The organism is Cryobacterium inferilacus (assembly GCF_019599185.1).
Taxonomy (GTDB): Bacteria; Actinomycetota; Actinomycetes; order Actinomycetales; family Microbacteriaceae; genus Cryobacterium; species Cryobacterium inferilacus.
The window spans coordinates 103,248-127,279 of record NZ_JAIEUL010000002.1 but is presented as its reverse complement, the minus strand read 5'-3'; the positions used below and the strand labels follow the sequence as shown (position 1 = coordinate 127,279).

Annotated in this window: 20 protein-coding genes; 4 read left to right on the top strand and 16 right to left on the bottom strand. The window is 67.8% G+C overall.

Going from position 1 to position 24,032, the window contains the following annotated elements; genetic code table 11:
- Nucleotides 1-30: 30 nt before the first annotated feature.
- From murG to K2F54_RS02435, 11 genes are all read right to left on the bottom strand, one after another.
- Nucleotides 31-1,119: an undecaprenyldiphospho-muramoylpentapeptide beta-N-acetylglucosaminyltransferase gene (murG, locus tag K2F54_RS02485; protein ID WP_220604256.1), complete on the bottom strand. Its 1,089-nt coding sequence runs from the start codon at nt 1,117-1,119 to the stop codon at nt 31-33.
- Entirely contained in the window at nt 1,116-2,468 is a 1,353-nt protein-coding gene (ftsW, locus tag K2F54_RS02480; protein WP_220604255.1) for a putative lipid II flippase FtsW, read from the bottom strand. Before ftsW ends, murG begins: the two co-directional genes overlap by 4 nt.
- Nucleotides 2,437-4,020 (bottom strand): UDP-N-acetylmuramoyl-L-alanine--D-glutamate ligase, encoded by a 1,584-nt coding sequence (gene murD, locus K2F54_RS02475; protein ID WP_220604254.1) that lies wholly within the window; start codon nt 4,018-4,020, stop codon nt 2,437-2,439. Before murD ends, ftsW begins: the two co-directional genes overlap by 32 nt.
- The gene (gene mraY, locus K2F54_RS02470; protein WP_220604253.1) at nt 4,005-5,099 is read right to left on the bottom strand and encodes a phospho-N-acetylmuramoyl-pentapeptide-transferase; all 1,095 of its coding nucleotides are present in this window, start codon (nt 5,097-5,099) and stop codon (nt 4,005-4,007) included. Before mraY ends, murD begins: the two co-directional genes overlap by 16 nt.
- Nucleotides 5,096-6,514: a UDP-N-acetylmuramoyl-tripeptide--D-alanyl-D-alanine ligase gene (locus K2F54_RS02465; RefSeq protein ID WP_220604252.1), complete on the bottom strand. Its 1,419-nt coding sequence runs from the start codon at nt 6,512-6,514 to the stop codon at nt 5,096-5,098. The genes mraY and K2F54_RS02465 overlap by 4 nt, the downstream gene beginning before the upstream one ends.
- Complete coding sequence (locus K2F54_RS02460) at nt 6,515-8,086, bottom strand: Mur ligase family protein (RefSeq protein WP_220604251.1); 1,572 nt, start codon at nt 8,084-8,086, stop codon at nt 6,515-6,517.
- Nucleotides 8,087-8,099: 13 nt separating this feature from the next.
- Complete coding sequence (locus tag K2F54_RS02455) at nt 8,100-9,860, bottom strand: peptidoglycan D,D-transpeptidase FtsI family protein (protein ID WP_220604250.1); 1,761 nt, start codon at nt 9,858-9,860, stop codon at nt 8,100-8,102.
- A 49-nt stretch (nt 9,861-9,909) separates the two neighbouring features.
- Complete coding sequence (gene ftsL, locus K2F54_RS02450; protein ID WP_220604249.1) at nt 9,910-10,497, bottom strand: cell division protein FtsL; 588 nt, start codon at nt 10,495-10,497, stop codon at nt 9,910-9,912.
- The gene (rsmH, locus tag K2F54_RS02445; RefSeq protein ID WP_220604422.1) at nt 10,494-11,483 is read right to left on the bottom strand and encodes a 16S rRNA (cytosine(1402)-N(4))-methyltransferase RsmH; all 990 of its coding nucleotides are present in this window, start codon (nt 11,481-11,483) and stop codon (nt 10,494-10,496) included. The genes ftsL and rsmH overlap by 4 nt, the downstream gene beginning before the upstream one ends.
- Nucleotides 11,484-11,617: 134 nt before the next feature.
- Nucleotides 11,618-12,049, bottom strand: a complete 432-nt coding sequence (gene mraZ / locus K2F54_RS02440) for a division/cell wall cluster transcriptional repressor MraZ (RefSeq protein WP_220604248.1) — start codon at nt 12,047-12,049, stop codon at nt 11,618-11,620.
- Nucleotides 12,050-12,356: 307 nt separating this feature from the next.
- A complete protein-coding gene (locus K2F54_RS02435) occupies nt 12,357-12,740 on the bottom strand; it encodes an SCO2097 family morphological protein (protein ID WP_220604247.1) in 384 nt (127 codons plus the stop codon).
- A gap of 73 nt (nt 12,741-12,813) precedes the next feature.
- Between K2F54_RS02435 and K2F54_RS02430 the strand changes: the two genes are divergently transcribed.
- Nucleotides 12,814-13,899 carry a polyprenyl synthetase family protein gene (locus K2F54_RS02430; protein ID WP_220604246.1) on the top strand — a complete coding sequence of 362 codons (1,086 nt, stop codon included), beginning with the start codon at nt 12,814-12,816 and terminating at the stop codon, nt 13,897-13,899.
- Nucleotides 13,900-14,014: 115 nt separating this feature from the next.
- Here K2F54_RS02430 and K2F54_RS02425 read toward each other — a convergent pair whose 3' ends face one another.
- Entirely contained in the window at nt 14,015-14,371 is a 357-nt protein-coding gene (locus K2F54_RS02425) for an Rv2175c family DNA-binding protein (RefSeq protein WP_220604421.1), read from the bottom strand.
- Nucleotides 14,372-14,650: 279 nt separating this feature from the next.
- Here K2F54_RS02425 and K2F54_RS02420 point away from each other — a divergent pair, with 279 nt between their 5' ends.
- Together K2F54_RS02420 and pknB are read left to right on the top strand one after the other, a co-directional pair.
- On the top strand, nt 14,651-15,952 hold the full coding sequence (locus tag K2F54_RS02420) for a muramidase family protein (RefSeq protein WP_308287475.1): 1,302 nt from the start codon (nt 14,651-14,653) through the stop codon (nt 15,950-15,952).
- Nucleotides 15,953-16,039: 87 nt separating this feature from the next.
- Nucleotides 16,040-17,992, top strand: coding sequence for a Stk1 family PASTA domain-containing Ser/Thr kinase (gene pknB, locus K2F54_RS02415; RefSeq protein WP_308287474.1), 1,953 nt, complete (start codon nt 16,040-16,042; stop codon nt 17,990-17,992).
- A 186-nt stretch (nt 17,993-18,178) separates the two neighbouring features.
- Here the strand turns inward: pknB and K2F54_RS02410 are convergent, their stop codons facing one another.
- From K2F54_RS02410 to K2F54_RS02400, 3 genes are all read right to left on the bottom strand, one after another.
- Nucleotides 18,179-19,522: a class II 3-deoxy-7-phosphoheptulonate synthase gene (locus tag K2F54_RS02410; RefSeq protein WP_220604244.1), complete on the bottom strand. Its 1,344-nt coding sequence runs from the start codon at nt 19,520-19,522 to the stop codon at nt 18,179-18,181.
- 129 nt (nt 19,523-19,651) lie between these two features.
- The gene (locus K2F54_RS02405) at nt 19,652-20,341 is read right to left on the bottom strand and encodes a lysophospholipid acyltransferase family protein (protein WP_220604243.1); all 690 of its coding nucleotides are present in this window, start codon (nt 20,339-20,341) and stop codon (nt 19,652-19,654) included.
- A 48-nt stretch (nt 20,342-20,389) separates the two neighbouring features.
- Nucleotides 20,390-21,337 carry an ROK family glucokinase gene (locus K2F54_RS02400; RefSeq protein ID WP_220604242.1) on the bottom strand — a complete coding sequence of 316 codons (948 nt, stop codon included), beginning with the start codon at nt 21,335-21,337 and terminating at the stop codon, nt 20,390-20,392.
- Nucleotides 21,338-21,575: 238 nt separating this feature from the next.
- Here K2F54_RS02400 and K2F54_RS02395 point away from each other — a divergent pair, with 238 nt between their 5' ends.
- Nucleotides 21,576-23,423 (top strand): AMP-dependent synthetase/ligase, encoded by a 1,848-nt coding sequence (locus K2F54_RS02395; RefSeq protein ID WP_220604241.1) that lies wholly within the window; start codon nt 21,576-21,578, stop codon nt 23,421-23,423.
- Nucleotides 23,424-23,532: 109 nt separating this feature from the next.
- Here K2F54_RS02395 and K2F54_RS02390 read toward each other — a convergent pair whose 3' ends face one another.
- Nucleotides 23,533-24,024 carry a peptide deformylase gene (locus K2F54_RS02390; RefSeq protein ID WP_220604240.1) on the bottom strand — a complete coding sequence of 164 codons (492 nt, stop codon included), beginning with the start codon at nt 24,022-24,024 and terminating at the stop codon, nt 23,533-23,535.
- Nucleotides 24,025-24,032 lie beyond the last annotated feature (8 nt).

The following is a 24,032-nucleotide window of genomic DNA, read 5'->3' as shown; positions in this document are numbered from 1 at the left end:
CGGGTCACTGCCCCGTCGGCGGCAACGGGGCTAGCGTCTCACCCTGGGCGGATGCGCGGCCTGGTCGATGAGTTCGATCATGCGGGTCGTGCCGTCTAGCATCCCGACCGATCGGGCGGCCTCCCCCATGACGTGGATCCGGGCGGGATCGGCCAGCACCGGGAGCAACACCGAATCGACCCAGGCCGGCACGAACTCGGCGTCGTCCACGAGGATTCCGCCGCCGGCGCGCACGACGTCGGCCGCGTTGAAGCGCTGTTCGCCGTTGCCGACCGGGTACGGCACATACACGGCCGGGATGCCCAGGGCACAGAGTTCACTGACGGTCGCCGCACCCGCGCGGGACACGGCCGCGTCGGCGACGGAGAGCGCCAGGTCCATCCGGTCGCAGTACGCCACCATCTGGTAGCCGGGCACCGCGGGGTCGGTGACCTCGGCGGCGGTACCGGTGATGTGCAGGACCTGCCAGCCGGACGCGGTGAGCGTCGCCGCCGAGTCCACCACGGTGCGATTGATCCGCCGGGCGCCGAGGGACCCGCCGGTGACGAGCAGCGTGGGCAGGGCCGGGTCGAGGCCGAAGAACTCCTGCGCCTCGGCCTTGGTGGCCGCGCGGTCCAGCTGCACGATCTCGTGACGCAACGGCATGCCGACCACACGAGAGTGCGGGAGCGGGGTGCCAGCGAAGGCCACGCCGACATTGTGGGACATCCGGGCGCCCAGCCGATTGGCCAGGCCGGGCTTCGCGTTGGCCTCGTGGATCGCGATGGGAACGCCCGCCCGACGTGCGGCCAGATAGGCGGGGCTGGCGACGTAGCCACCGAAGCCGACCACGACATCGACCTGGCGTTCGCGCAGCATGGTCGCGACATCGTTGATCGCCCGGTTCATCCGCGGCAGGAACGAGAGGGCCGCCCGGTTGGGTCGGCGCGGGAACGGCAGCCTGGGCACGAACAGCAATTCGTAGCCGCGGGCGGGAACGAGGCGGGCCTCGAGACCTTCCTGGGTGCCGAGCACCAGGATGGTGGCGTCGGGGTCCCGCAGCTTCAGGGCATCGGCGACGGCGAGAAGTGGGTTGACGTGGCCGGCGGTTCCGCCGCCCGCCAAGAGATACGTCGTCATCGGGTGGATCCTCGTTTCGGTGCAGCGGCCTCTGGTGTGACGCGCGGGCTGGTGCTGCGCTGGGTGGTGCTGCGCTCTCGTGTGCTGCGCTGGGCTGCGCTGCGCTCTGCTGCTGCTGCCGGCCCCTCGTGCTGCTGATCGTGGTCGTGACGCGCGAACGAGAGCACGACTCCGATCGCGGCCAGGGTGGTGAGCAGGGCGGTACCACCGGCGGAGATGAGCGGAAGGGGCACACCGAGAACCGGGAGCACACCGAGAACGACGCCGATGTTGACGAGGGCCTGACCGATGATCCAGACCATCACCGCCGACGTCGTCACCTTGATCTGCAGGGTCGAGGCGCCACGCAGGATCCGGATGAACGCGAACGCGAGCAGGACGAACATCAGCAGCACGACGATGGCGCCGATCAGTCCGAGTTCCTCGCCGATGATCGCGAAAATGTAGTCGTTGTCCGCGGCGGGCAGCCAGGACCACTTGGCCTTGGAATTGCCCAGCCCCACTCCGAACACGCCGCCGTTGGCCAGCGCCCAGGTGCCGTGCAAGGGTTGCCAGCAGGCCGCAGAGATCTCGCCGGTGAGAGTGTCGCAGGAATCCACGGCGAAGCTCAGCAGCCGGGTGCGGCGGTTCTCGCTGGAGATGGCGAGCAGCCCGCCCAGCACCGCGCCGATGATCAGCGGCGGGGCGATCATCCGCAGCCGCACGCCGGCGAAGAACATGGCGCCGAACAGAATCCCCGCCATGATGATGACGGTTCCGAGGTCGCCGCCGATCATGACGAGCATCACGGCCCCGCCGCCGACACCGAACACGGGGATGTAGACGTGCCGCCAGTCGTGGAGCTTGTCCGTCTTCTGGCCCAGGACCACTCCCAGCCAGACCACCAGGGCGACCTTGATGGCTTCGGAGGGTTGGAACTGCACTCCGGCGATGTCCAGCCAGTTCGTGTTTCCGGCCACGGTGACACCAAGCGGCGTGAAGACCACGAGGCACTGGGAGAAACAGGCCACGAGAAGGGCGGGCCAGGCGATGCGCTTCCAGAAGGTGAGCGGCATCCGGCTGATCACGAGCATCAACGGGATGCCGATCATGGCGAAAATGCCCTGGCGGAACAGCCCGCCGAAGAAGCCGGCGTTCTCCAGGTAGGAATCAACCGAGGACGAGGACAACACCATGACCAGGCCGAACACCACGAGGAACAGTGTCGTCCCGAGCAGGAGGAGGTAGTTGGTGGACTCCGCCCGGAAGACCTTGCCGAGGTTGACCCGGCTGAGCGCGACCCTGGCGGTGCTCGGGGTCGAATCGGTGCGACCGGGCTCAGACACCCGGAGTCGAGGACGAGTCGTCATCCGACCCACCTCCCAAATAATCGTGCACGGCCGCCGCGAACTTCGCACCGCGTTCCGCATAACTCGCGAACTGGTCCATCGACGCCGCAGCGGGCGCCAGCAGAACCACGTCACCGGCCTCGGCCAGGGCCGCGGCCAGGCTGACCGCGGTCGGCATGACCTCACCAGTGTCATCTGAGTCGATCTCGAACACGCGCAGGGCCGGGGCGTGTCGCCGGAATGAGGCGAGGACTTCGTTGCGCTCCACACCGATCACCACGGCGCCACGGAGCCGTCCGACGTGCTTGGCGACGAGGGCGTCGATGTCCACGCCCTTGAGCAGGCCGCCGACGAGCCAGACGACGGAATCGTATGCCGCCAGGGAGGCGTCCGCCGCGTGCGGGTTGGTGGCCTTGGAGTCGTCGACCCAGCTGACGCCGGCGCTGGTGGCGACGACCTCGATGCGGTGGGCGTCCAGGTGGAAGGTCTCCAGCGCGGTACGGATGGCACCGGGTGCGACGTCGAAGGAGCGGGCCAGGGCCGCAGCGGCCAGGACGTTCGCCACGATGTGCGGTGCGGCCAGGCCCGCCGTCGCGAGGTCGGCCACGGTGCACAGCTCGATCGCGGTGTCGAAGCGGTCCTCCAGGAAGGCCCGGTCGCAGAGGATGCCGTCCACGATGCCGAGGTCGCTCGGGCCCGGCACGCCGAGCCCGAACCCGATCGCCCGTGCGCCGTCCTGCACCTCGGCGTCTTCGACCATGCGCATGGTGGCGAGGTCGGCCTTGTTGTACACGCAGGCGACGGCGGTGTTGTCGTAGACCTTGGCCTTGGCCGCGCGGTATGCCGCGGCAGAACCGTGCCAGTCGAGGTGGTCGTCGGCGATGTTGAGGCAGACGCTCGACCACGGTGCGAGCTGACCGGGACCGCTCTGCGGCAGGTGGTGCAGCTGGTAGCTGGACAGCTCCACCACGAGCACGTCCCAGCCCTGGGGGTCGCGAATGGCGTCCAGCACCGGAACGCCGATGTTTCCGCACGGCGCCACCCGGTGTCCGGCGGCGGCCAGCATGGTGGCCGTAAGCTGCACCGTCGTGGTCTTGCCATTGGTGCCGGTCACGAGGATCCACGGCGCGGGGGCGCCGACCTTGTCGCGCAGTCGCCAGGCCAGCTCGATGTCCCCCCACACCGGGATACCCAGGGACGCCGCCCAGGTGAGCAGGACGTGGTCGGGGTGGAATCCCGGGGAGACGATGATCAGCTCGGGGCGGTGGGCGATGAGTTCGTCCGGTGCGGTCTTCAGATCTGCGCTGCCCAGGTCGGCGGTGACCAGGGGGACGCCGAGCACCTCGAGCAGTCTGGCGCGGTCGTCGGGGTCGCGACCGGCGACGACGAGCACGTCTGAACCGAGTTCGGCGAGGGTGTCCGCCGCGGCGAAGCCGGTCATGCCCAGTCCCAGCACGGCCACCCGCAGGCCACGCCAGTCGGAGTGCCAGCTGGTCAGCCGGTCCAGCGGACCGGATGCTGTGGTGTCGGCGGGCTCGTCGTAGGAGTGCGCGCCCACTAGCGGGTCAACCATTCGAGGTAGAAGGAACCAACGCCGGCGGCGACCAGCAGGCCGCCGATGATCCAGAACCTCACCACGACGGTCACCTCGGCCCAGCCCTTGAGCTCGAAGTGGTGATGGATGGGGCTCATCAGGAAGATGCGCTTGCCGCGAGTGACCTTGAAGTAGGCCCGCTGCACGATGACCGATCCGGCCTCGATCACGAACAGGCCGCCGATGAGGACGAGCAGCAGCTCCGTGCGGCTGAGGATGGCCAGAGCGGCCAGGGCGCCGCCGAGGCCGAGCGACCCGGTGTCGCCGAGGAAGATCTTGGCCGGCGAGGTGTTCCACCAGAGGAACCCGATCAGCCCGCCGACGATGGCCGCCGCGACGATGGCCAGATCGAAGGAGTCCGGTCCCGGATAACACTTGTAGAGGTCGACCGCTGCCGCTCCCCCGGTGTTGCAGGACTGGTTGGACTGCCAGAAGCCGATGATGATGTAGGAGCCGATCGCGAAGACCAGTGACCCGGTTGCCAGGCCGTCGAGGCCGTCCGTCACGTTCACGCCGTTGGATGCCGCGGCGACGATGAGGCAGATCCAGATGATGAACGCCGCAATACCGATGAAGGTTCCCAGCTTCATGAAGTCCAGCGGGAGGTCACGGATGAACGAGATGTGCGTCGACGCCGGAGTCTGGCCGTTCTTGTCCGGGAACTGCAGCGCCATCCAACCGAAGGCGCCGGCGACGACGACCTGTCCGGCGATCTTCTGCCAGCCGCCGAGGCCGAGGCTGCGTTGGTTGCGGGTCTTGAGGTAGTCGTCGAGGAATCCGACCAGACCCAGGCCGACCATCATGAACAGCACGAGCAGTGGTGACACGGTCAGCGGTCGCTGCTCCAGCCACATCGCGAGGAAGTAGCTGACCAGGACGCCGACGATGATGATGATGCCGCCCATGGTGGCGGTGCCGCGCTTGGCGTGGTGGCTCTTGGGTCCGTCGTCCCGAATGAACTGGCCCCAGCCGAGCTTGTGGAACAGCCTGATGAACAGGGGGGTGAGCAGGAGCGTGAAGACGAGGGACATCGCTCCGGCGAGCAGGAGGGCTCTCACGAGTACAACTTTCCCAGTCGGTCACCGAGGAATCGGAGTCCGGCTGAATTTGATGATTTGACGAGCACTGTGTCGCCGGGTTTGACGGTGTCGAGCAGCAACTCGAAGGCAGCGTCCGAGTCCTCGACATAGGCCGATTCCCCGTCCCACGAGCCTTCGTTGATGGTGCTGATGTGCATGCGCCGGGCCGCGGGCCCGACGACGACGAGTTGGGAGATGTTGAGCCGAACGGCGAGCAGGCCGATCCGGTCGTGCTCGTCACCGGCCAGCTCGCCCAGCTCGCTCATCTCGCCGAGAACGGCGATGCTGCGGCCGGAGGGCTTCCGGACCTGGGCGAGGGTCTTGAGGGCGGCGGTCATGGAGTCCGGGCTCGCGTTGTAGGCGTCGTTGATCACGGTGATGTCATCGCGTCCGCCCATCACCTCCATGCGCCAGCGCTCGGCGATGGAGACGGACTCGAGGCCGGCGACGATGTCGTCGATCGGCACGCCGAGCTCGGTCGCGGCCGCCGCGGCGGCGAGGGCGTTCATCACGTGGTGCTCGCCGAGAACCCGGAAGGAGACCGGTCGGCTGTCGCCGGTGGGCAGGTGCAGGGTGAAGGTCGTACCGGTGCGGCTGCCGAGGATGTCCGCAGCGCGAACCATGGCCAGGTCGCTCTCGCCGAACCAGAGCACTCTGGCGGCCGTGACGTCGGCCATGCCGGCGACCCTGTCGTCGTCGGCGTTGAGAATGGCGACATCCTCCGGCAGCAGGTCTGTGACCATCTCGGACTTGGTGCGCACGGTGGCGTCGATGCCGCCGAAGCCGCCGGCGTGGGCGAGCCCGACCTTGAGGACGATGCCGATGTCCGGCCTGGCCATGCGGACGAGCCTGGCGATCTCGCCCTCGGCGCTTGCGCCCATCTCGGCCACGAGGAACCGGGTCTCGGTCGTGACCCCGAGCATGGTCAGGGGCGCACCGACCTCGTTGTTGAACGAGGCCTTGGCCGCGATGGTCGGGCCGACGCGTTCGAGAATGGCACGGAGCAGGTTCTTCGTCGTGGTCTTGCCGTTGGACCCGGTGACACCCACGATCTTGAGTCGGCCGGCGGCGCGCACGGTACGGACCACGGCTGTGGCGAGATCGCCGAGGGCGGTGACGGCATCCGGCACGACGACCTGCGCGACGGGGATGTCGAGAAGACGCTCGACGAGCAGCACAGCAGCACCGTTGGCGACCGCGGCGGGAGCGAACAGGTGACCGTCGGTCTCTTCACCGGGCTTGGCGACGAAGATGTCGCCGTCGGCGACCTCCCTGGAGTCGGTGTGCACGGTCCCGTCGACGAGCGAGTCGGCGCTCAGGGCACCCTCGATGGTGGCGAGGTGCAGTTCACCGTGAGTCGCCGCGGCGATCTCGGTCAGGCTGAGGGCGATCATCTACAGCCACCCGGCTTCCTGTAGAGCGGCGCGCGCGTCTTCACGCGCGGAGTAGGGAATCTTCACTCCGGCAACTTCCTGATAGGTCTCGTGGCCTGGCCCGGCATAGAGCACGACATCCCCGGCCCCGGCGAGGGCCAGGGCGCGCCGGAACGCAGCCGCTGGGTTCGGTACTTCGTAGAGTTCTCCGCCTGGCGCCGCGATTTTCGCCGCCGCCATCAGGGTGGCCCTGATCAGCGCGGGGTCTTCGAAGCGGGGGTGGAAATCGGTGATGACCACGGCGTCCGCGCCTCTGGCCGCGATGGCGCCCATATCGGCCCGTTTGGTCTTGTCCCGGTCGCCGTCGGCGCCGAACACCATGATGATGCGGCCGGTGGTGGACGCGCGGATCGCCGCGAGGGTGTTGAGGAACGCGTCCGGGCTGTGCCCGTAGTCGATGTAGACCAGCGGTCCGCGCTCCCCCGAGATCAGCTCCGCCCGTCCGGGCACGTAGGCGGTGATGCCGCCGTCACGCGTGAGCACCTGGTCGATGGCGTCGAGGTCGATGCCCGATTCGACCAGCATCACGATGGCCAGAGCGGCGTTCGCGGCCATGAACCAGCCGATCAGGGGAACCCGGGTCTGCAGTCGCCGGCCGGCCGGCCCCTCGAGCAGGAATTCGGTGTACCGCGCGTCGGAGTCCAGGACGGTCATCCGCCAGTCGGCGCCGGTGCGTGCCGCGTCGTCGGTGGACGCGCCGCAAGGCTGATTCGTCAGGGTGGTGACCGGGATGATCGATTCGGCGGCGACTCGTCTGCCCCACGCGGAATCGACCGTGACCACTCCACGCCGCGCCCGGCCGGGCTGGAACAGGTTCAGCTTGGAGACGTAGTAGTTCTCCATCGAACCGTAGTCGTCGAGGTGATCGTGCGAGAGGTTCGTGAATGCGGCCACATCGAAGACCAGCCCGTCCACCCGATGGCGGCTGATCGCCTGGGCAGACACCTCGACACCGACGGCGCCGACATCGGCCTCCCGCATCCGGGCAAGCAGGGCGTGCAGCTCGGTCGCCTCGGGGGTGGTGAGAGTGCTGGTCACCGACACGGCGCCGATGCGGCGTTCGGCGGTAGAGGTGAGACCGGCGGTGACGCCCAGCTGGGTGAGGATGGCGAAGAGCAGGTAGACGACGCTGGTTTTACCGTTGGTACCGGTGACGGCGAACAGGGTCGCCGGGTTCTCGGCGGAAAGGTGCACCCACCCGGCCACGGCACCGAGGGCGGCCCGGACATCGTCCGTCACGATCAGCGGCAGACCGCAGTCGGCGGCCAGGACCGCGCCGGCCTCGTCGGTGAGCACGGCAACAGCCCCCGCGTCCCTGGCTGCAGCGGCGTAGGCGGCACCGTGGCCGAAGGTGCCCGGAACACCCACGAACAGGTCGCCGGGCAGCACGGAGCGGGAACTCAGGCTGACGCCGGTGAGTTGCAGGTCGCCGGCGTCGCCCCGCAGATCAAGCTTCAAGTCGTCGACCAGCCCCGACAACGACCGCGGGACGGGGTGCTGAGGACGAAGAGCCGAGGGTGCCAAATCGGTCACGGGGCTCACTTTCTTACCAGGAACCGGAGAGATCAGGCGCGGCGGCGCCCGAGGGAACTGCCCGGTACTTTTTCAGCACCTGACTCATGACCTCTTGGAAGACCGGAGCGGACGCTGCTGACGAATTCATGTTAACAGGATCGGCCAGACTCACCGAAACGACGTACTGCGGATCGTCGGCGGGAGCGAAGCCGGAGACCGACACGAGGTAGCCCTTGGTGTATCCGCCCTCACCGTCCGGCATCTGCGCCGTACCGGTCTTGGCGGCCACCCGGTAACCGGGGATCTCCCAGGTGTTGGCCAGCCAACCGTCCTGGTAGACCATTTCCAACATGTCCGCCGTGTCGCGGGCGGCGGAGGCCGACACGACCTGGGTGCCCTCGGTCGAGGGGACCTCGGTGAGAGTGCCGTCGGCGGCACGGCAGCCGGACACGAGTTGTACGGGCATCCGAACGCCGCCGTTGGCGATGGTCTGGTAGATGCTCGAGACCTGCAGCGCGGTGGTGGTCAGACCCTGCCCGAACATCGTGGCGTACGCGGTCTGGTTGTCCCACTCGTCGGCGGGGTGCAGGGTGCCGGACTCTTCGGCGGGGAAGCCGCTCTCGGTCACGCTGCCGACGCCGAACTTGGTCATGTAGTCGTAGCGCTGCTGGTCGCTGAGCAGCTCGCCGAACTTGGACATGCCGGTGTTCGAGGAGTCGATCAGCACCCCGGTGAGGGTGAGGCGCAGGTCGCCGTGGCCGGAGCTGTCGTTGACGTCCGCCCCGTTCGCCGGCAGGTACCGGTACGGTGCGATCACCTCGGAGTTGGGGGTCGCCAGGCCGGCATCCAGGACGGATGCGGCGGTGAGGGCCTTGAACGTCGACCCGGGTTCATAGGGGGCGACGAAGGCACGGGAACCGCGGTCTTCCGGCTCGGTGAGGCTCACGTCGTTGGGGTCCACGGTGGGATAGTCGGCCACAGCCACGAGCTTGCCGGTCTTGACCTCCTGCACGATGACGTTGCCCCAGGCCGCTCCGGTGCTCTGCGCCTGCTGGGCGAGGGCCTGCTGGACGAAGAACTGCAGGTCGGAGTCGAGGGTCGTGACGACATCGTTGCCGTCGACGGCGGCGTCGGTGGTGACGGTGCTCTCCGGGAGGCGGACGCCGTCGGCGCCGCGCTCGTAGGTTTCGGTGCCGTTGTCGCTCGCGAGGCAGGCGTCCTGACCGATTTCGAGTCCGGCCTGGGCCTTGCCCTCTGCCGAGACGAAGCCGACCAGGTTTCCCGCCACGGCACCGTTGGGGTAGACCCGGCTGGGGTTCCTGGCGAAGGTGAGCCACGGGATCTCGAGGTCGTAGATGGCGCGGAAGGCGTCGACGTCGACCTGTTTGGAGACGTAGGCGAAGTCGGACTCCGGGTTGTCGGCCAGGGCGTCGGCGATGATGGCCTCGATGGCCGCACCGGTCTGCCCGGTGATGGCACCGATCTCCGCGGCGGCGTCCGCTACCGTGACGGTGATGTCCTCGCCGTCCACTTCGCGGGTGAATTCCTTGGCGTTCTTGGGCGAGAGCTGCACGTCGTACCGCATCACCGTGCCGGCCAGGACGACACCGTTGGCGTCCAGGATCTCGCCGCGCGCGCCGTAGACGGTGTTCTCGACCGACCGGTTGCCCAACGAATCGGCGCTCAGCGCGTCGGCGCGCACCACCTGGATATCGACCAGGCGGACCACGAAGAGGCCGATGATGGCAACGAGTACCGCGACCGTCGCCGCCACCCTGCGCTTACTGGACATGCTTGTTTTCGCCACCTGGTAGACCTCCTGTAGGGGACTGTACCGGCGTTTATCTGGTCGTCGGCGAAGGCAGGCCGTTGGTGACCGGAACCGCAGCGGCCGATGCCGTGCTGGTCGTCGCAGCGGCGGCGGCGGCGGCCGCGACCGCGGCCGCGGACTCGGTGGCCACGGGTGCCTCGGCCAGGAGCGAGTTGGGAACCAGGCTGGCCGCACCGGCCTGGCCGCCGGCGGCCGAGGCAGGCGCCCCGAGGACGGCACCATCGGAGAGCCGAAGGTAGGCGGGGGTGGAGTTGCTGACCATGCCGAGGGCCTCAGCGTTGGCAGCCAGGCTCTGCGGCGAGGAGACCCTGATCAGGTCCTCACTCACGCTGTCGGCCGTGCGCCCCAGTTCGACCTGACTCGCCCGCAGGGCCGAGATCTCGTATGCACCCTGCGAGATGCCCACGCTCAGCAGCAGCTGCGCGACGACGATGGCCCCCACGCAGGCCACCGCGGAGAGCGCGTAGACGATTCGCGGCCGCGCGTGCGTGCTCGGCGCGACGATCTCGATGTGGCGGCGCGCATCGGCATCAGCGCGCTCGGCGATGTCCGGACGCAGCTCGTGGGCACTCAGCACCCGGGCCAGGTTGTCGCTCATTCGGCTCTCCTCAGTCGTTGCGCGGCACGCAGGCGAACCGACGTTGCACGGGGGTTGATTGCTTTTTCATCGTCGGATGCCAGCTCGGCACCACGGATGAGCAGGGTGAACAGCGGCTTGTGTTCCGGCAGTTCCACGGGCAGTCCCGCGGGGGCGCTGGAGGTCGAGGCGGCGGCGAACATCCGCTTGACGATGCGGTCCTCGAGCGACTGGTAGGCCATCGAGACGATCCGGCCGTCGACGGCGACGGCCTCCATCGCGGCGGGGATGGCGCGTTCGAGGACGGCCAGTTCCTGGTTGACCTCGATACGCAGCGCCTGGAACACCCGCTTGGCGGGGTGTCCCATCCGCTGCACGGCAACCGGGGTGACCTTGGTGATGACCTCGACGAGCTGCGCGGAGCGCAGGAAGGGGGTCGTCGTCCTGGCGTCCACAATCGCCTTGGCGTAGCGGCCGGCCAGTTTCTCTTCGCCGTACTCCTGGAAGATGCGGCGCAGGTCGGCTTCGCTGTAGTCCGCCAGGATCCGCTCGGCCGTGAGCGGTGAGGTGCTGTCCATCCTCATGTCCAGCGGGGCGTCTTTGGAGTAGGAGAAGCCGCGCTCGACCTGGTCGAGCTGCATGCTGGACACGCCCAGGTCGAAGAGGATTCCCTGCACCTCGCTGATGCCCAGACCGGCCAGGGCGTCCAGGATGCCGTCGTACACGGTGTGCACGAGGTGGATGCGGTCACCGAACGGCTTGAGGCGTTCCTCGGCGACGGCCAGCGCATCGAGGTCGCGGTCCAGGCCCACCAGGGTCAGACCGGGGAAGCGGGTCAGCATGGCTTCGGCGTGGCCGCCCATGCCGAGCGTGGCGTCGACCAGGACCGCGCCGGGCTTGTCGATCGCCGGGCCGAGGAGCTCGATGCAGCGCTCGAGCAGCACCGGAACGTGGATCTCGTTCAGCTGGGGCCGGTCGGCCGGGGTTGCGGGGGTGTCGTTGTTCATCTCGTCGTTCGGGTTGTCATTCGTGGTGTTGTTCATAGCTACCGGGGCGGGTCCTGCTGCCTGATCCCCATCCGTTCTGCCTGGCACCGGGGAAGTGTGTCAGGAGTAAACGGCTGGGAGTCACGCACCAGGAATCAGAAGAGTCCCGGAATCACCTCCTCCGTGATGTTGGCGAACGAACCTTCCTGCTCTGCGAGGTACGCCTCCCAGACCTCGGTGTCCCAGATCTCGACCCGCGTGCCGACACCGATGACGGTGAGGTCGCGACCGAGGCCGGCGTAGGCCCGGAGGTTGGCCGGGATGGTGACCCGGTTCTGCTTGTCCGGGGTTTCGGCGCTGGCACCGGAGAGGAAGACGCGGAAGAAGTCGCGGCCCTCCTTGCTGGTGATCGGCGCCTGGCGGATCTTCTCGTGCACGTCGTCGAAATCACGGGAGGTGAAGACGTACAGGCACCGTTCCTGGCCGCGGGTCATCACGATGCCGGTCGAGAGTTCCTCGCGGAACTTGGCCGGCAGGATGACGCGTCCTTTTTCGTCGAGCTTGGGGGCATAGGTCCCGAGGAACATTCGTCACCCCTCTCTTCCGGCCAAGGTCAGGTGTTGCTCCACTTTACTCCACTCTCACCCACCGTGTCTGGCAAACACGGCGAATTACGGTGTTTTGGTCTATTTATTCCCTGAATAACCGCGGATTCACAGGGTGGAGGAAAATCCCACGTTTCGGGGGCTTCCACGACGCTTGAGGGCGCAAAAAAGAGCCGTCCTGCCGGACGGCCCTGGGAGGCGTAGCGAAGTGGGGAAAAAGGGAGGGCGTTAACGCAGAAAGCCCGCCGGCCCGATCAGAGGATCAGGAGGGCGGGCGTTCGAAGCGTGGTTACTGCTGGCCGTCCTGGCGACGGTCCCAGCGGTCGTTGAGCTTGTCCATGAAGCCCTGCTGGCTGCGAGCCTGAGCAGGCCGACGAGCCTGGCCGGGTGACGGGGTTGCCGTCGCCTTGACCCCACGGCCTGGCGTCAGGGCGAGCAGTACTCCACCGAACATGATGATGAATCCGATGACGCCCAGCCACAGCTGCTGGATGGCCACCCCCGCGACAAGAGTTGCAATCCCGACGACGCCGGCGAGTACCCCGAGGACTATGGAGCGGTAGTTGGGGCGGAGCCTGGTGCCTCCCACGCTCGCCACGAATTCGGCATCGTTGTGATAGAGGCTGCGCTCCATCTCTTCGAGGAGTCGCTGCTCTTGTTCTGAAAGCGGCATCTCATTCCTCCAATTGGGGATCGAGCGGATTAGACCCTAATTCTAGTCCCGCCGAGATGGCTAGGCTAGGCAAGTGGCACAAAGCACCCGACTGGTCGATCTGGTTCATTCTCGCATCGACGAATTCATCAATACGCGTGAATCAATTGTGACGACCATCAGCCCTGACCTCGCTGTGCTGGTTGACTTCTCACGGCAGTTTCTCAGCGGCGGCAAGCGATTCCGGGCCCAGTTCGCCCACCTCGGTTGGCAGAGCGTTTCCGCGCAGACGATTGGTCTCGACGGCCTCGTCTCGGCCGCGGCCGCGCTGGAGGTCTTCCATGCCGCCGCCCTGGTCCACGACGACATCATCGACAACTCCGACACCCGCAGAGGCGCCCCCTCCGCGCACCGCAGATTCGAGCACCTGCACGGCGCAGAGGGGTGGGCGGGGAGTCCGGTCGACTTCGGCCGCGCCTCCGCGATCCTCCTCGGCGACCTGCTCCTGGGCTGGAGCGACGAGCTGCTCGATGAGGGCCTCGACGACGCCACCGACCGGTCGAGCGCCCGGCGCGCACGGGCCGAGTTCAATCACATGCGCACGGAGGTCACGGCCGGCCAGTACCTCGACATCCTGGAGGAGCGCGCCTGGGTCACCCAGGCGGAGTCCGAACTGTTTGATCGAGCCGTGCGTGTGATCGTGTTCAAGTCGGCGAAGTACAGCGTTCAAGCCCCGCTGGTCATCGGTGCCGCCCTGGCCGGTGCGGACGACGATCACCTCAACGACCTGCGCGCGTTCGGACTGCCGCTCGGCATCGCCTTCCAGCTCAGGGACGATCTCCTGGGCGTGTTCGGCGATGCCGCCGTGACCGGCAAGCCGAGCGGCGACGACCTCAGGGAAGGCAAGCGCACCGTTCTGATCGCCCTGGCCAGGGAACGCCTGGAGCGCTCGGACCTGGACCTCGTGGACGGTCTGCTCGGCCGCCCAGACCTCTCGGCCGAGCAGATCGCCACCCTGCAGCGGATCATCCTGGACAGCGGCGCCGTCGACAGGGTGGAAGCCCTGATTCAGGAGAACGTGGCCGAGGCTCTGGCCGTCCTGGCCGGATCGACGGTGGAGCCGGCCGTGGCCGAGCGCCTCACCGAGTTCGCCGACACCGTCACCCGCAGGCTCTTCTAGCCCGAGTCACTGCCGCGAAAGCGGCCGTGTGGTCACCCGAGCACCCGCGAAGCAGCCACATCACCGCTCTCGCGGGATGTGGTGAGCGCTCGATACGGCGAGAACCGACCGCGGGTCAGGCGAGGGCCTGAGCGACGCGACGCACCTCGGCCTTGCGGCCGGCGAGCAGCGCGTCGATGGGGGGCACGCCGAGGCTGTCGTCGACCTCGAGCAGCCACTCCATGGCCTGCTCGTCGGTGAAACCGTCATCGGAGAGAACGATCAGGGTGCCGCGAAGTTCGCTGACCGGTGAACCGTCGCGGATGAACGAGGACGGCACCCGGAGCTTGCCGTCGCGGCGCACGGCGAGAAGATGCTTGTCGTCGATGAGCTGGCGGACCCGGCTCTGGCTGAGGCCGAGCGTCTCGACGAGGTCGGGGATGGCGAGCCAGACGGGACCGGACTCGGCTGCGACGCCGGTGGTCGTGTCGATGCTCGCATCGGTGGAGGGGACGGCAGGCGTTTGTGCGGAAGACGAATCGGTCACGCCCCAAGCTTCCCATGATTGATCGATGACGACAAACCCCTCCGCCCTGACGGCGAATCGGCCGTTGGAGGGGTAAAACGGGGCAATTCGGCCCCTATCGGCCCTTCCACCCGCGTGGTTAATTGACTCGGGAAAACATCTGTGTCAGCGTTGAGGACGTGTCAACTATGAAGAGGGTGTGGAATGTCGTTTAGAGGCAGCAAAATCGAAACGGGGACAGCCCACGTGGACTCCCCTGTCGAGACGACGGGCTCGCCCGCAGCGGCGGCTCGGCACCGCCCGAGCCCTGCCGGTGTGCGCCGATCCCTCGGCGCGGTCGTCAGCCTTCCGCTGATCGTGGTGAGCACCCTCGCCATCGTGCTGAACCTGGCCTCGCCGGCTCAGGCCCAGGCCGCCCTGAAGAAGCCGCTCAAGGCGCGCACCACTCTCCCGCAGGCCGTCGTCAAGCCGGTGCAGGCCGTGCAGCCGGTGACCGCCGTCGCCGCGCCCAGCCAGTACACGGTCGTGGACGGCGACACCGTCAGCGCCATCGCCGGTCGCTTCGGACTCTCCACCGCGTCCGTCCTGGCGCTCAACGGCCTCGGCTGGTCGGCCGTGATCTTCCCCGGCCAGGTCCTCACCCTGTCGACCACCGAGGTCGCTCCCACTCAGGCCCCTGCCGCGGTGTCGACGGAGATCACCCGGTACACCATCCAGTCCGGCGACACTCTCAGCGGCATCGCCGCCTCGCACGGCATCCCGACTGAGTCGGTCTTCAGCGCCAACGGCCTGGGCCAGAACAGCATCATCTTCCCCGGCCAGGTCATCGTGCTTCCGGCCTCCGGCTCGGTGCCGGTGTCCAGCGTCGCCGCCGTCAACTCGTCGACCGTGATCCACAACGCCGCGAGCGGCGGCAGCCACACCGTCGTGTCCGGTGACACCATCGACAAGATCGCCGGCGTCGCCGGCGTCTCGGTCCAGTCGGTGCTCGAAGCCAATGGCCTCGGCTGGTCGAGCGTGATCTACCCCGGTCAGACCATCACGATCCCCGGCGGCGCACCGGTACTCCAGGCCAGCCCCGCGGTTCTGGTCACGCCCACGGTCACTGCCGCCCCGGCCGCAGCGCGGGATGCCGTGACCCCCCTCACCGCCGAGATGGCCCAGAACGCCAGCCTCATCATCTCCGTCGGCCGGCAGGCCGGGGCCAGCGATGCCGCCCTCGTTGTCGCCCTCGCCGCCGCCGCCCAGGAATCGGGCCTCCGCAACATCGACTACGGTGACCGCGACTCCCTCGGCCTCTTCCAGCAGCGCCCGAGTTCGGGTTGGGGCACGGAGGCGCAGGTCATGGACGCCGATCGCGCCGCCCGCGCCTTCTTCGGCGGTCCGGTCAACCCCAACCGCGGCATCACCCGCGGGCTTCTGGACATCCCCGGATGGGAGGCCATGAGCGTCACCCAGGCCGCCCAGGCCGTGCAGATCTCCGGGCACCCGGACCTGTACGCCAACTGGGAGGCCTCTGCCCGCAGCTGGCTCGCGCAGCTGGGCTGACCCGACGCACATCCCGGTGACCGAATCGTTGCCCGCCGCGCTGCACCCCCTCCAGAGGAACGCCCGAGTTTTCCGTAGACTCATCTGGTGACCGATAGCCCCCTTGACCCCATGATCGGCCGTCTCATCGACGGCCGCTATCAGGTGCGCTCCCGGATCGCCCGCGGCGGCATGGCCACCGTGTATCTGGCGACCGACCTGCGCCTCGAGCGCCGGGTGGCGATCAAGATCATGCACGGCCACCTGGCCGACGACAATGCCTTCCGCAGCCGGTTCATCCAGGAGGCCCGGTCGGCGGCCAGACTGGCGCACCCCAACGTGGTGAACGTCTTCGATCAGGGCCAGGATGCCGACATCGCCTACCTGGTGATGGAGCACCTGCCCGGGATCACGCTGCGTGACCTGCTCAAGGACTATGGCCGGCTCACGCCGGAGCAGACCATGGACATCCTCGAGGCCGTGCTGTCCGGCCTCGCGGCGGCACACAAGGCCGGCATCGTGCACCGCGACGTCAAACCGGAGAACGTGCTGCTGGCCGATGACGGCCGCATCAAGATCGGCGACTTCGGTCTGGCCCGCGCCGTGAACAACAACACCGCCACCGGCCAGGCCCTCCTGGGCACCGTCGCCTACCTCTCCCCCGAACTCGTCACCCGCGGCATCGCCGACGCCCGCAGCGACATCTACGCCCTGGGCATCATGACCTACGAGATGCTCACCGGCGAGCAGCCGTATGTGGGCGAGGCGCCCATGCAGGTGGCCTACCAGCACGCCAACGACACCGTACCCATGCCCAGCCTCGTCGCCCCCGGCGTTCCCGTCGAACTGGACGAGCTGGTGACCTGGGCAACCTCCCGCGATCCGGAGGAGCGCCCCCGCGACGCCCGCGTGATGCTCGATCAGCTCCTCGAGGTGGAGAAGACCGTGCGGCCGAGCTCAGACACCGGCATGCAGTCCACGATGGTGCTCCCCCGCACGATGACCTCCTCCGCGGACGCCGAGACCCAGATCATGGGCCGGGGTCCGCTCACCGCCGCTGCCACCACGACCGCTCTCGCTGAGCCGCCGACGGCCGAAGCCGAGCCGGATGCGCCAGACGAAGTGGCCGACACGGCGCGGAAACGGCACCGTCGCGGGTACTGGCTCTTCACGCTCATCGTGGTGATCGCGGCCCTGCTCGGGACCGCCGGCTGGTACTTCGGTGCCGGTCCAGGCTCGCAGGTGCCGGTTCCGACCCTGGTCTCGGTGACCCCAGAGGATGCAGCCGTACAACTGGAGGCACTGGGCCTGGTCGCAGAGTCCGGCAGCACGTACAGCCTGGACATCCCGGCCGGCCTGATTGTCAGCACCGATCCGGGTGAGGGTGCCAGGGTGGCCAAGGGAAGCACCGTGACCCTCAACGTCTCCCAGGGTCCCCAACCGATAACGCTTCCGCCCCTGGCCGGACTCACTCCGGACGCCGCCACGGCCGTGATCACCGAGTTGCGTGCCGTGCCGGGGGCGGTCGATGAGATCTTCTCCAACTCCGTCGACGCGGGTCTGCTGATTTATGCCACCAGGGACAGTGACGGAACCGACCTGTCGCAGGGCGGGGACGCCTTCGAAGGGTCAGTGATCAACTACACGGTCTCCCTCGGTGACGTCACCGATGTCACCGGCGAGTCCCTCGATGACGCCATCGACCTCCTCGCCGAGCAGGGCCTGGAGGGCCAGGCGGGAGAGGAGACCTACAGCGCCAGCGTCCCCGAGGGCGACGTCATCTCCGCAGCGCCCGGAGCGGCAGGCCCGATCAGGGTGGGCTCCCCCATCACCCTCACGGTCTCCCGCGGACCCGAACCGGTTGAAGTACCCGATGTCGTCGGCGTGGGCTGGTCAGAGGCCAAGCAGACCCTGATCGACCTCGGCTTCGACCTGAGCTACAACCCCGGTGCAGACGCCATCGCCGCGCTCCTGAGCGTGGAGTCCACCGACCCCGCTGCAGGCACGTCCCTGCCCCTGGGCAGCACGATCACGCTGCGGCCGACGAACCCCTTCGGCTAGAGCCTTACCGTCGTCACCGCACCTCTTACCGGCCACCGCCACCGCTATAGCGGGCGCGGTCGCCCACAGGTGGCGCAGTGAACGAAACCGGCACCTTAACGCGAACTGCCCCGCTGCGGACGCGCTGCCCCCGTGTGCGGGAGCAACTCGGCCGTAGCGGGGCAAGTGCGTAGTGCGGATACGCAGCTAGCGCGCGGCGAGCTCCTCCGCGACCAGGAAAGCGAGTTCCAGCGACTGCATGTGGTTCAGGCGCGGGTCGCAGAGCGACTCGTACCGGGTCGCCAGGGCGGCCTCGTCGATGTGCTCCGAGCCGCCGAGGCACTCGGTGACGTCGTCGCCGGTGAGCTCCACGTGGATGCCGCCGGGGTGGGTGCCCACCGAGCGGTGCGCCTCGAAGAAGCCCTTGACCTCGTCGACCACGTCGTCGAACCGACGGGTCTTGTAACCGGTCGGCGTGGTGACACCGTTGCCGTGCATCGGGTCGGTGACCCAGAGCGGCATGGCGTCGCTGGCCTTGATGGCCTCGAGCAGCGGCGGGAGGGCGTCGCGGATCTTGCCCGCACCCATCCGGGTGATGAAGGTGAGCCGGCCCGGCTCGCGGTTGGGGTCGAGCTTGTCGATCAGGCGCAGCATGTCGTCGATCGAGGTGCTCGGGCCGAGCTTGACGCCGATCGGGTTGCGCACCCGGGAGAGGAAGTCGACGTGCGCGCCGTCGATCTCGCGGGTGCGTTCGCCGATCCAGACGAAGTGCGCCGAGGTGTTGTACGGCGTGCCGGTGCGGGAGTCGATGCGCGTCATGGGGCGCTCGTAGTCCATCAGCAGGCCCTCGTGGCTGGTGTAGAACTCCGTGCGGCGCATGGCCTCGAAGTCGGCCCCGCAGGCGATCATGAACTTGATGGCGCGGTCGATGTCCTTGGCCAGGCCCTCGTAACGCTGGTTGGCCGGGTTCGCAGCGAACCCCTGGTTCCAGCTGTGTACCTGGCGGAGGTCGGCGAAGCCGCCCTGGGTGAAGGCCCGGATGAGATTGAGGGTGGAGGCGCTCGTGTGGTACGCCTTGACCAGCCGTTCCGGGTCGGCCTCGCGGGACTCCGGGGTGAAGTCGTAGCCGTTGACGATGTCACCACGGTAGGCCGGCAGCGTGACGCCGCCGCGGGTCTCGAAGTCGCTGGAGCGCGGCTTGGCGAACTGACCGGCCATCCGGCCCATCTTCACCACGGGCATGGACGCGCCATAGGTGAGCACGACGGCCATCTGCAGCACGGTCTTGACCCGGTTGCGGATCTGCTCCGCGGTGGCGCCGCCGAAGGTCTCGGCGCAGTCGCCACCCTGCAGCAGGAACGCCTCACCGCGGGCGGCCTCGGCCAGCCGGTCGCGCAGGATGTCGACCTCGCCGGCGAAGACCAGCGGCGGCTGGGTGGCGAGCTCGGCGGAGGCGGCCGCGACGGCGTCGGCATCGGGCCAGGTCGGCTGCTGCTTGATGGGAAGCGTGCGCCAATAGTCCAGGCCGGCAATCACAGATTTGTCTGCCATTACAACCGGTTCGGTGGGGTCTACCACGGGCGGAGCCTGCTTCTCTATTGGCGGCACACGCGTGCGCATGCCGGGGTGTGGATCTGAATCGGAGCGACAGATGGTGCGACCCGATGGGGATATTCGAGCCTAGCGCGAAAGGCTGGCGCGCTTCTCCTTGACACTGGTGGCGTACACGTCGACGTACTCCTGCGTGCTGAGCCGGCGCAATTCGTACATCAACTCGTCCGTCACGGAGCGCAACACGAACCTGTCACCCTCCATTCCCTCGAACCGGCTGAAGTCCAGCGGTGCACCGATCACGATTCCGATACGACGCACCTTGGGGATCCGGGTTCCGGTCGGCATCGCCTTCTCGGTGTCGACCATGGCCACCGGAACGACGGGCACCCCCGCCTCGAGCAGCATGCGGGCCACGCCGGTGCGGCCGCGATACATCCGGGCATCGGGGCTGCGGGTGCCCTCCGGGTAGATCCCCAGGGCGCCACCACCGTTCAGCACGGCCAGCCCGGTGTTAAGCGAGTCCTCTGAGGCCTTGCCGCCGGAGCGGTCGATGGGCAGCTGGCCGGTGGCCTTGAAGAACTGACGGGTGGCCCAGCCCTTGAGGCCCTTGCCGGTGAAGTACTCGCTCTTGGCCAGGAAGACGACCCGACGCGGCACCACCAACGGCAGGAACACCGAATCGATGAAGGACAGGTGGTTGCTCGCCAGGATGACACCGCCGGTTTTGGGGATGTTGTCCAGCCCGATCACCCAGGGACGAAAAACGCCGAGCAGCAGGGGGCCGGCCACAATATTCTTCATGAACCAATAGAACATCGGTGTCCTCACGTAAGCGGTTGCCGGGCGGGAACGGCTGTCGTCAGCCTACTCACCGGTGACGTGTCGACGGGCGAGATCGGCTGCACCGACCACCCCGGCGTCGTTGACCAGTTCGGCGATGGCGAAGACGGCCTCCGGGTGGTACCCACGGGCCGGAAGGTTGTCGAGGTAGGCGGCTCGGATGGGATCCAACAGCAGGTCACCGGCGGCGGCCACACCGCCGCCGAACACGAACACCTGCGGGTCGAGCACCGCGGCCAGGCTCGCGCAGGCCTGCCCCAACGAGGCGCCCAGCTGGCGCAGTGCCGCCAGGGCGCCGGGGTCTCCGGCCTGGATGAACCGGCCGACGTCCTTGCCGGTGAGCTTGCCGCGCTTGGCGCGGGAGGCGGCCAGGCCCAGGCCGATCCCGCCGGCGTCGGCGAACTCGTTGGCGATGCGCAGCAGGGCGCGGCCGGAGCCGTACTGTTCGATACAGCCGTGCGCACCACAGCCGCAGGGCAGGCCGTCGGGGACGACGCGCATGTGGCCGAGTTCGGCTCCGACACCGAAGCCGCCGCGGAACAGGCGGTCGTTGGACACGATCGCCCCACCGACGCCGGTGCCGATGGTGAGGGTCACCATGTCGCTGTACAGACGGCCGGCGCCGAAGCAGAATTCCGCCCATCCGGCCGCGTTGGCGTCGTTCTCGATCACGATCGGCAGTGACAGCCGGGACTCGAGCTTCTCCCGGAGGGGTTCGTTGCGCCAGTTGATGTTCGGGGCGTAGTAGACCGTGGACTGCGCCGCGTCGATGAACCCGGCCGCGGCGACTCCGGCGGCCACGACGTCCTCGCCGGCGGAGAGTCCCTCGATCATCTCGACCACGGCGTCTTCGATCTCCTGCGGATCGGCGGCCTCGGTCGGGCGACGGTCCGACTTGAGGATGGTTCCGAACTCGTCGACGAGGGCGCCGGCGATTTTGGTCCCGCCGATGTCAATCCCAATGGCGTGCACGACTGACACCTTTCGTTGATGACGCTTTGCGTTTCAGGTCGGGAGGCAAGGATCTCAGCCGCGTCGCACACCGTTTCCAGCGTGTGTGACAGGCAGGGGGCGCGCAGCGACCTGAAGGACTACGGAGGCACCCCCTAGAGTGTAGTAACAGAGCATGCCGCCGGGTGAATCGCGTCTTCACGGCACGAGAGCGGCTAGAGTGGTCGCACTTACCCCGTCCGGTGCCAAAGGAGTTACCGTGAAACAGTTCGATGAGCCCGCCGTCGTCCCCGCCGACCCGAACGCGAACGTCACCGACCTGCTGGTCGACCGTTTTGCCCTGACCCCGCAGCTGGTGTTGTTCTCCCGCCCAGACGGCGCCGGCGGCTGGCTGCCGGTCACGACCGCCCAGTTCCATGCCGAGGTGGTGGCCCTTGCGAAGGGATTCGTCGCCGCCGGTGTGCAGCCAGGTGACAAGATCGGCCTGACCTGCAAGACCCGGTACGAGTGGACGCTGATCGACTTCGCCGTCTGGTTCGCCGGTGCCGTGCTCGTGCCGGTCTACGAGACCAGTTCGCCCAGTCAGATCCAGTGGATCCTCAGCGACTCCGGAGCAACGTCGCTCATCGTGGAGACCGCAGACCACTTCGCCCGCTTCGATGAGGTGCACCCCGACCTGCCCGACGTGGCCACGGTCTGGCAGATCGACCTCGGCGACCTCGACAAGCTCGCCGCCCGCGGTGTCGACGTTCCGGATGCCGAGATCGAGCGCCGTCGTCGGCTCGCCGTCTCCGCCGACATGGCCACGCTGATCTACACCTCCGGCTCCACCGGCCGGCCCAAGGGCTGTGTGCTCAGCCACGGCAACTTCGTGGAGACCAGCCGCAACGCCGGCATCGCCCTCAAGCCGGTTCTCACCGACGAGAAGGGCGCCTCCACCCTGCTGTTCATCACGACCGCGCACGTCTTCGCCCGCTTCATCGCGGTGCTCTGCGTGCACGGCGGCGTGCGGGTGGGCCACCAGCCGGACACCAAGCAGCTTCTGCCGTCGCTCGGCAGCTTCAAACCCACCTTCCTGCTCGCCGTGCCCCGGGTGTTCGAGAAGGTCTACAACTCCGCCGAGCAGAAGGCGGAGGCCGGCGGCAAGGGCAAGATCTTCGAGGCGGCCTCCGAGGTCGCCGTGGAGCACTCCAAGCTGATCGAGGCCGGCGCCAAGATCCCGCTGGGCCTGAAGGTCAAGTTCGCCCTGTTCGACCGCCTGGTCTACAGCAAGCTGCGTGCCGCGATGGGCGGCAACGTGAAGTTCGCCGTCTCCGGTTCCGCCCCGCTCGGCGCGCACCTCGGTCACTTCTTCCACAGCCTCGGCATCGTGATCCTGGAGGGCTACGGCCTCACCGAGACCACGGCGCCCGCGACCGTCAACCTCGCCACGAAGTCCAAGATCGGCTCGGTCGGTCCGGCCCTGCCCGGCGTGTCGGTGCGCGTGATGGACGACGGTGAGATCGAGGTGAAGGGCGTGAACGTCTTCACCGAGTACTGGAAGAACCCCGAAGCCACCGCCGCCGTTTTTGATGAGGGCTGGCTGAAGACCGGTGACATCGGCCAGCTCGACGACGACGGCTTCCTGTCGATCACCGGACGCAAGAAGGAGATCATCGTCACCGCCGGCGGCAAGAACGTCGCCCCTGCGGCCCTCGAGGATCCGATCCGCGCGAACCCGCTGATCGGTCAGGTGGTGGTCGTCGGCGACCAGAAGCCCTTCATCGGCGCGCTGGTCACCCTCGACCCCGAGATGCTGCCGGTCTGGCTGCACAACAACCACGAGGATGCCGGCCTGTCCCTGATGGATGCGTCGGTGCACCCGAAGGTGCTCGCCGAGGTGCAGCGGGCCATCGACCACGCCAACGAGTCGGTGTCCAGGGCCGAATCAATCCGCAAGTTCGCGATTCTGCCGATCGAGCTGACCGAGGATGCCGGGTACCTCACCCCGAAGATGAGCATCAAGCGCGATGTCATCCTGCGGGACTTCGCCGCGGACATCCAGAACCTCTACGGCAACAACCCGACCACGGCAGCAGTGCCCGTGCGGGAGACCGTCAAGGACTAGCGCGGTGCCGGACGAGCTGCCCAGAGAGAGCAGGGCAGCTCGTCCGGCGGGCAGGTCGCGGGGTGAGGGTCGCAGGCAGGTCGCAGCTGAGAGTCGCGGGTGGAACGGGTTAGAACCAGTCCGACTCGCGCACTTCTTTCATCGCGGCCCGCCGGTTCTCCTTGTCGAGCCTGTCGAGGTAGAGCAGCCCGTCCAGGTGGTCGGTCTCGTGCTGCAGTGCCTGCGCCAGCAGTCCCTCTCCGGCCAGGGCGACCGGGTTGCCGTCCAGGTCGATACCCGTGACCCTGGCGAACGGGTACCGCTTGGTCGGGTACCAGAGCCCGGGCACCGAGAGGCAGCCCTCATCGACGAGCTCCGGCTCCCCCGCGAGTTCAACGAGGACGGGGTTGAGGATGTAGCCGATATCCCCGTCGATGTTGTAACTAAACGCACGCAGATTGACGCCGATCTGCGACGCAGCCACACCGGCCCGGCCGGGCAGTCTGACGCTGTCCAACAGATCCTCCACCAGGCCGCGCACACGGGCGTCGATGACGCCGATGGGCTCTGAGCGGGTCTTCAGGACGGGGTCGCCCAGTAGGCGGATCTGGCGTTCGGGCACGGGAAACT

Excerpts from the sequence above, each read along its gene's own strand:
- murG (WP_220604256.1), bottom strand. The coding sequence starts at position 1,119 with ATGACGACGTATCTCTTGGCGGGCGGCGGAACCGCCGGCCACGTCAAC.
- ftsW (WP_220604255.1), bottom strand. The coding sequence starts at position 2,468 with ATGACGACTCGTCCTCGACTCCGGGTGTCTGAGCCCGGTCGCACCGAT.
- murD (WP_220604254.1), bottom strand. The coding sequence starts at position 4,020 with ATGGTTGACCCGCTAGTGGGCGCGCACTCCTACGACGAGCCCGCCGAC.
- K2F54_RS02465 (WP_220604252.1), bottom strand. The coding sequence starts at position 6,514 with ATGATCGCCCTCAGCCTGACCGAGATCGCCGCGGCGACTCACGGTGAA.
- K2F54_RS02455 (WP_220604250.1), bottom strand. The coding sequence starts at position 9,860 with ATGTCCAGTAAGCGCAGGGTGGCGGCGACGGTCGCGGTACTCGTTGCC.
- ftsL (WP_220604249.1), bottom strand. The coding sequence starts at position 10,497 with ATGAGCGACAACCTGGCCCGGGTGCTGAGTGCCCACGAGCTGCGTCCG.
- rsmH (WP_220604422.1), bottom strand. The coding sequence starts at position 11,483 with ATGAACAACGACACCCCCGCAACCCCGGCCGACCGGCCCCAGCTGAAC.
- mraZ (WP_220604248.1), bottom strand. The coding sequence starts at position 12,049 with ATGTTCCTCGGGACCTATGCCCCCAAGCTCGACGAAAAAGGACGCGTC.
- K2F54_RS02435 (WP_220604247.1), bottom strand. The coding sequence starts at position 12,740 with ATGCCGCTTTCAGAACAAGAGCAGCGACTCCTCGAAGAGATGGAGCGC.
- K2F54_RS02410 (WP_220604244.1), bottom strand. The coding sequence starts at position 19,522 with ATGGCAGACAAATCTGTGATTGCCGGCCTGGACTATTGGCGCACGCTT.
- K2F54_RS02405 (WP_220604243.1), bottom strand. The coding sequence starts at position 20,341 with ATGTTCTATTGGTTCATGAAGAATATTGTGGCCGGCCCCCTGCTGCTC.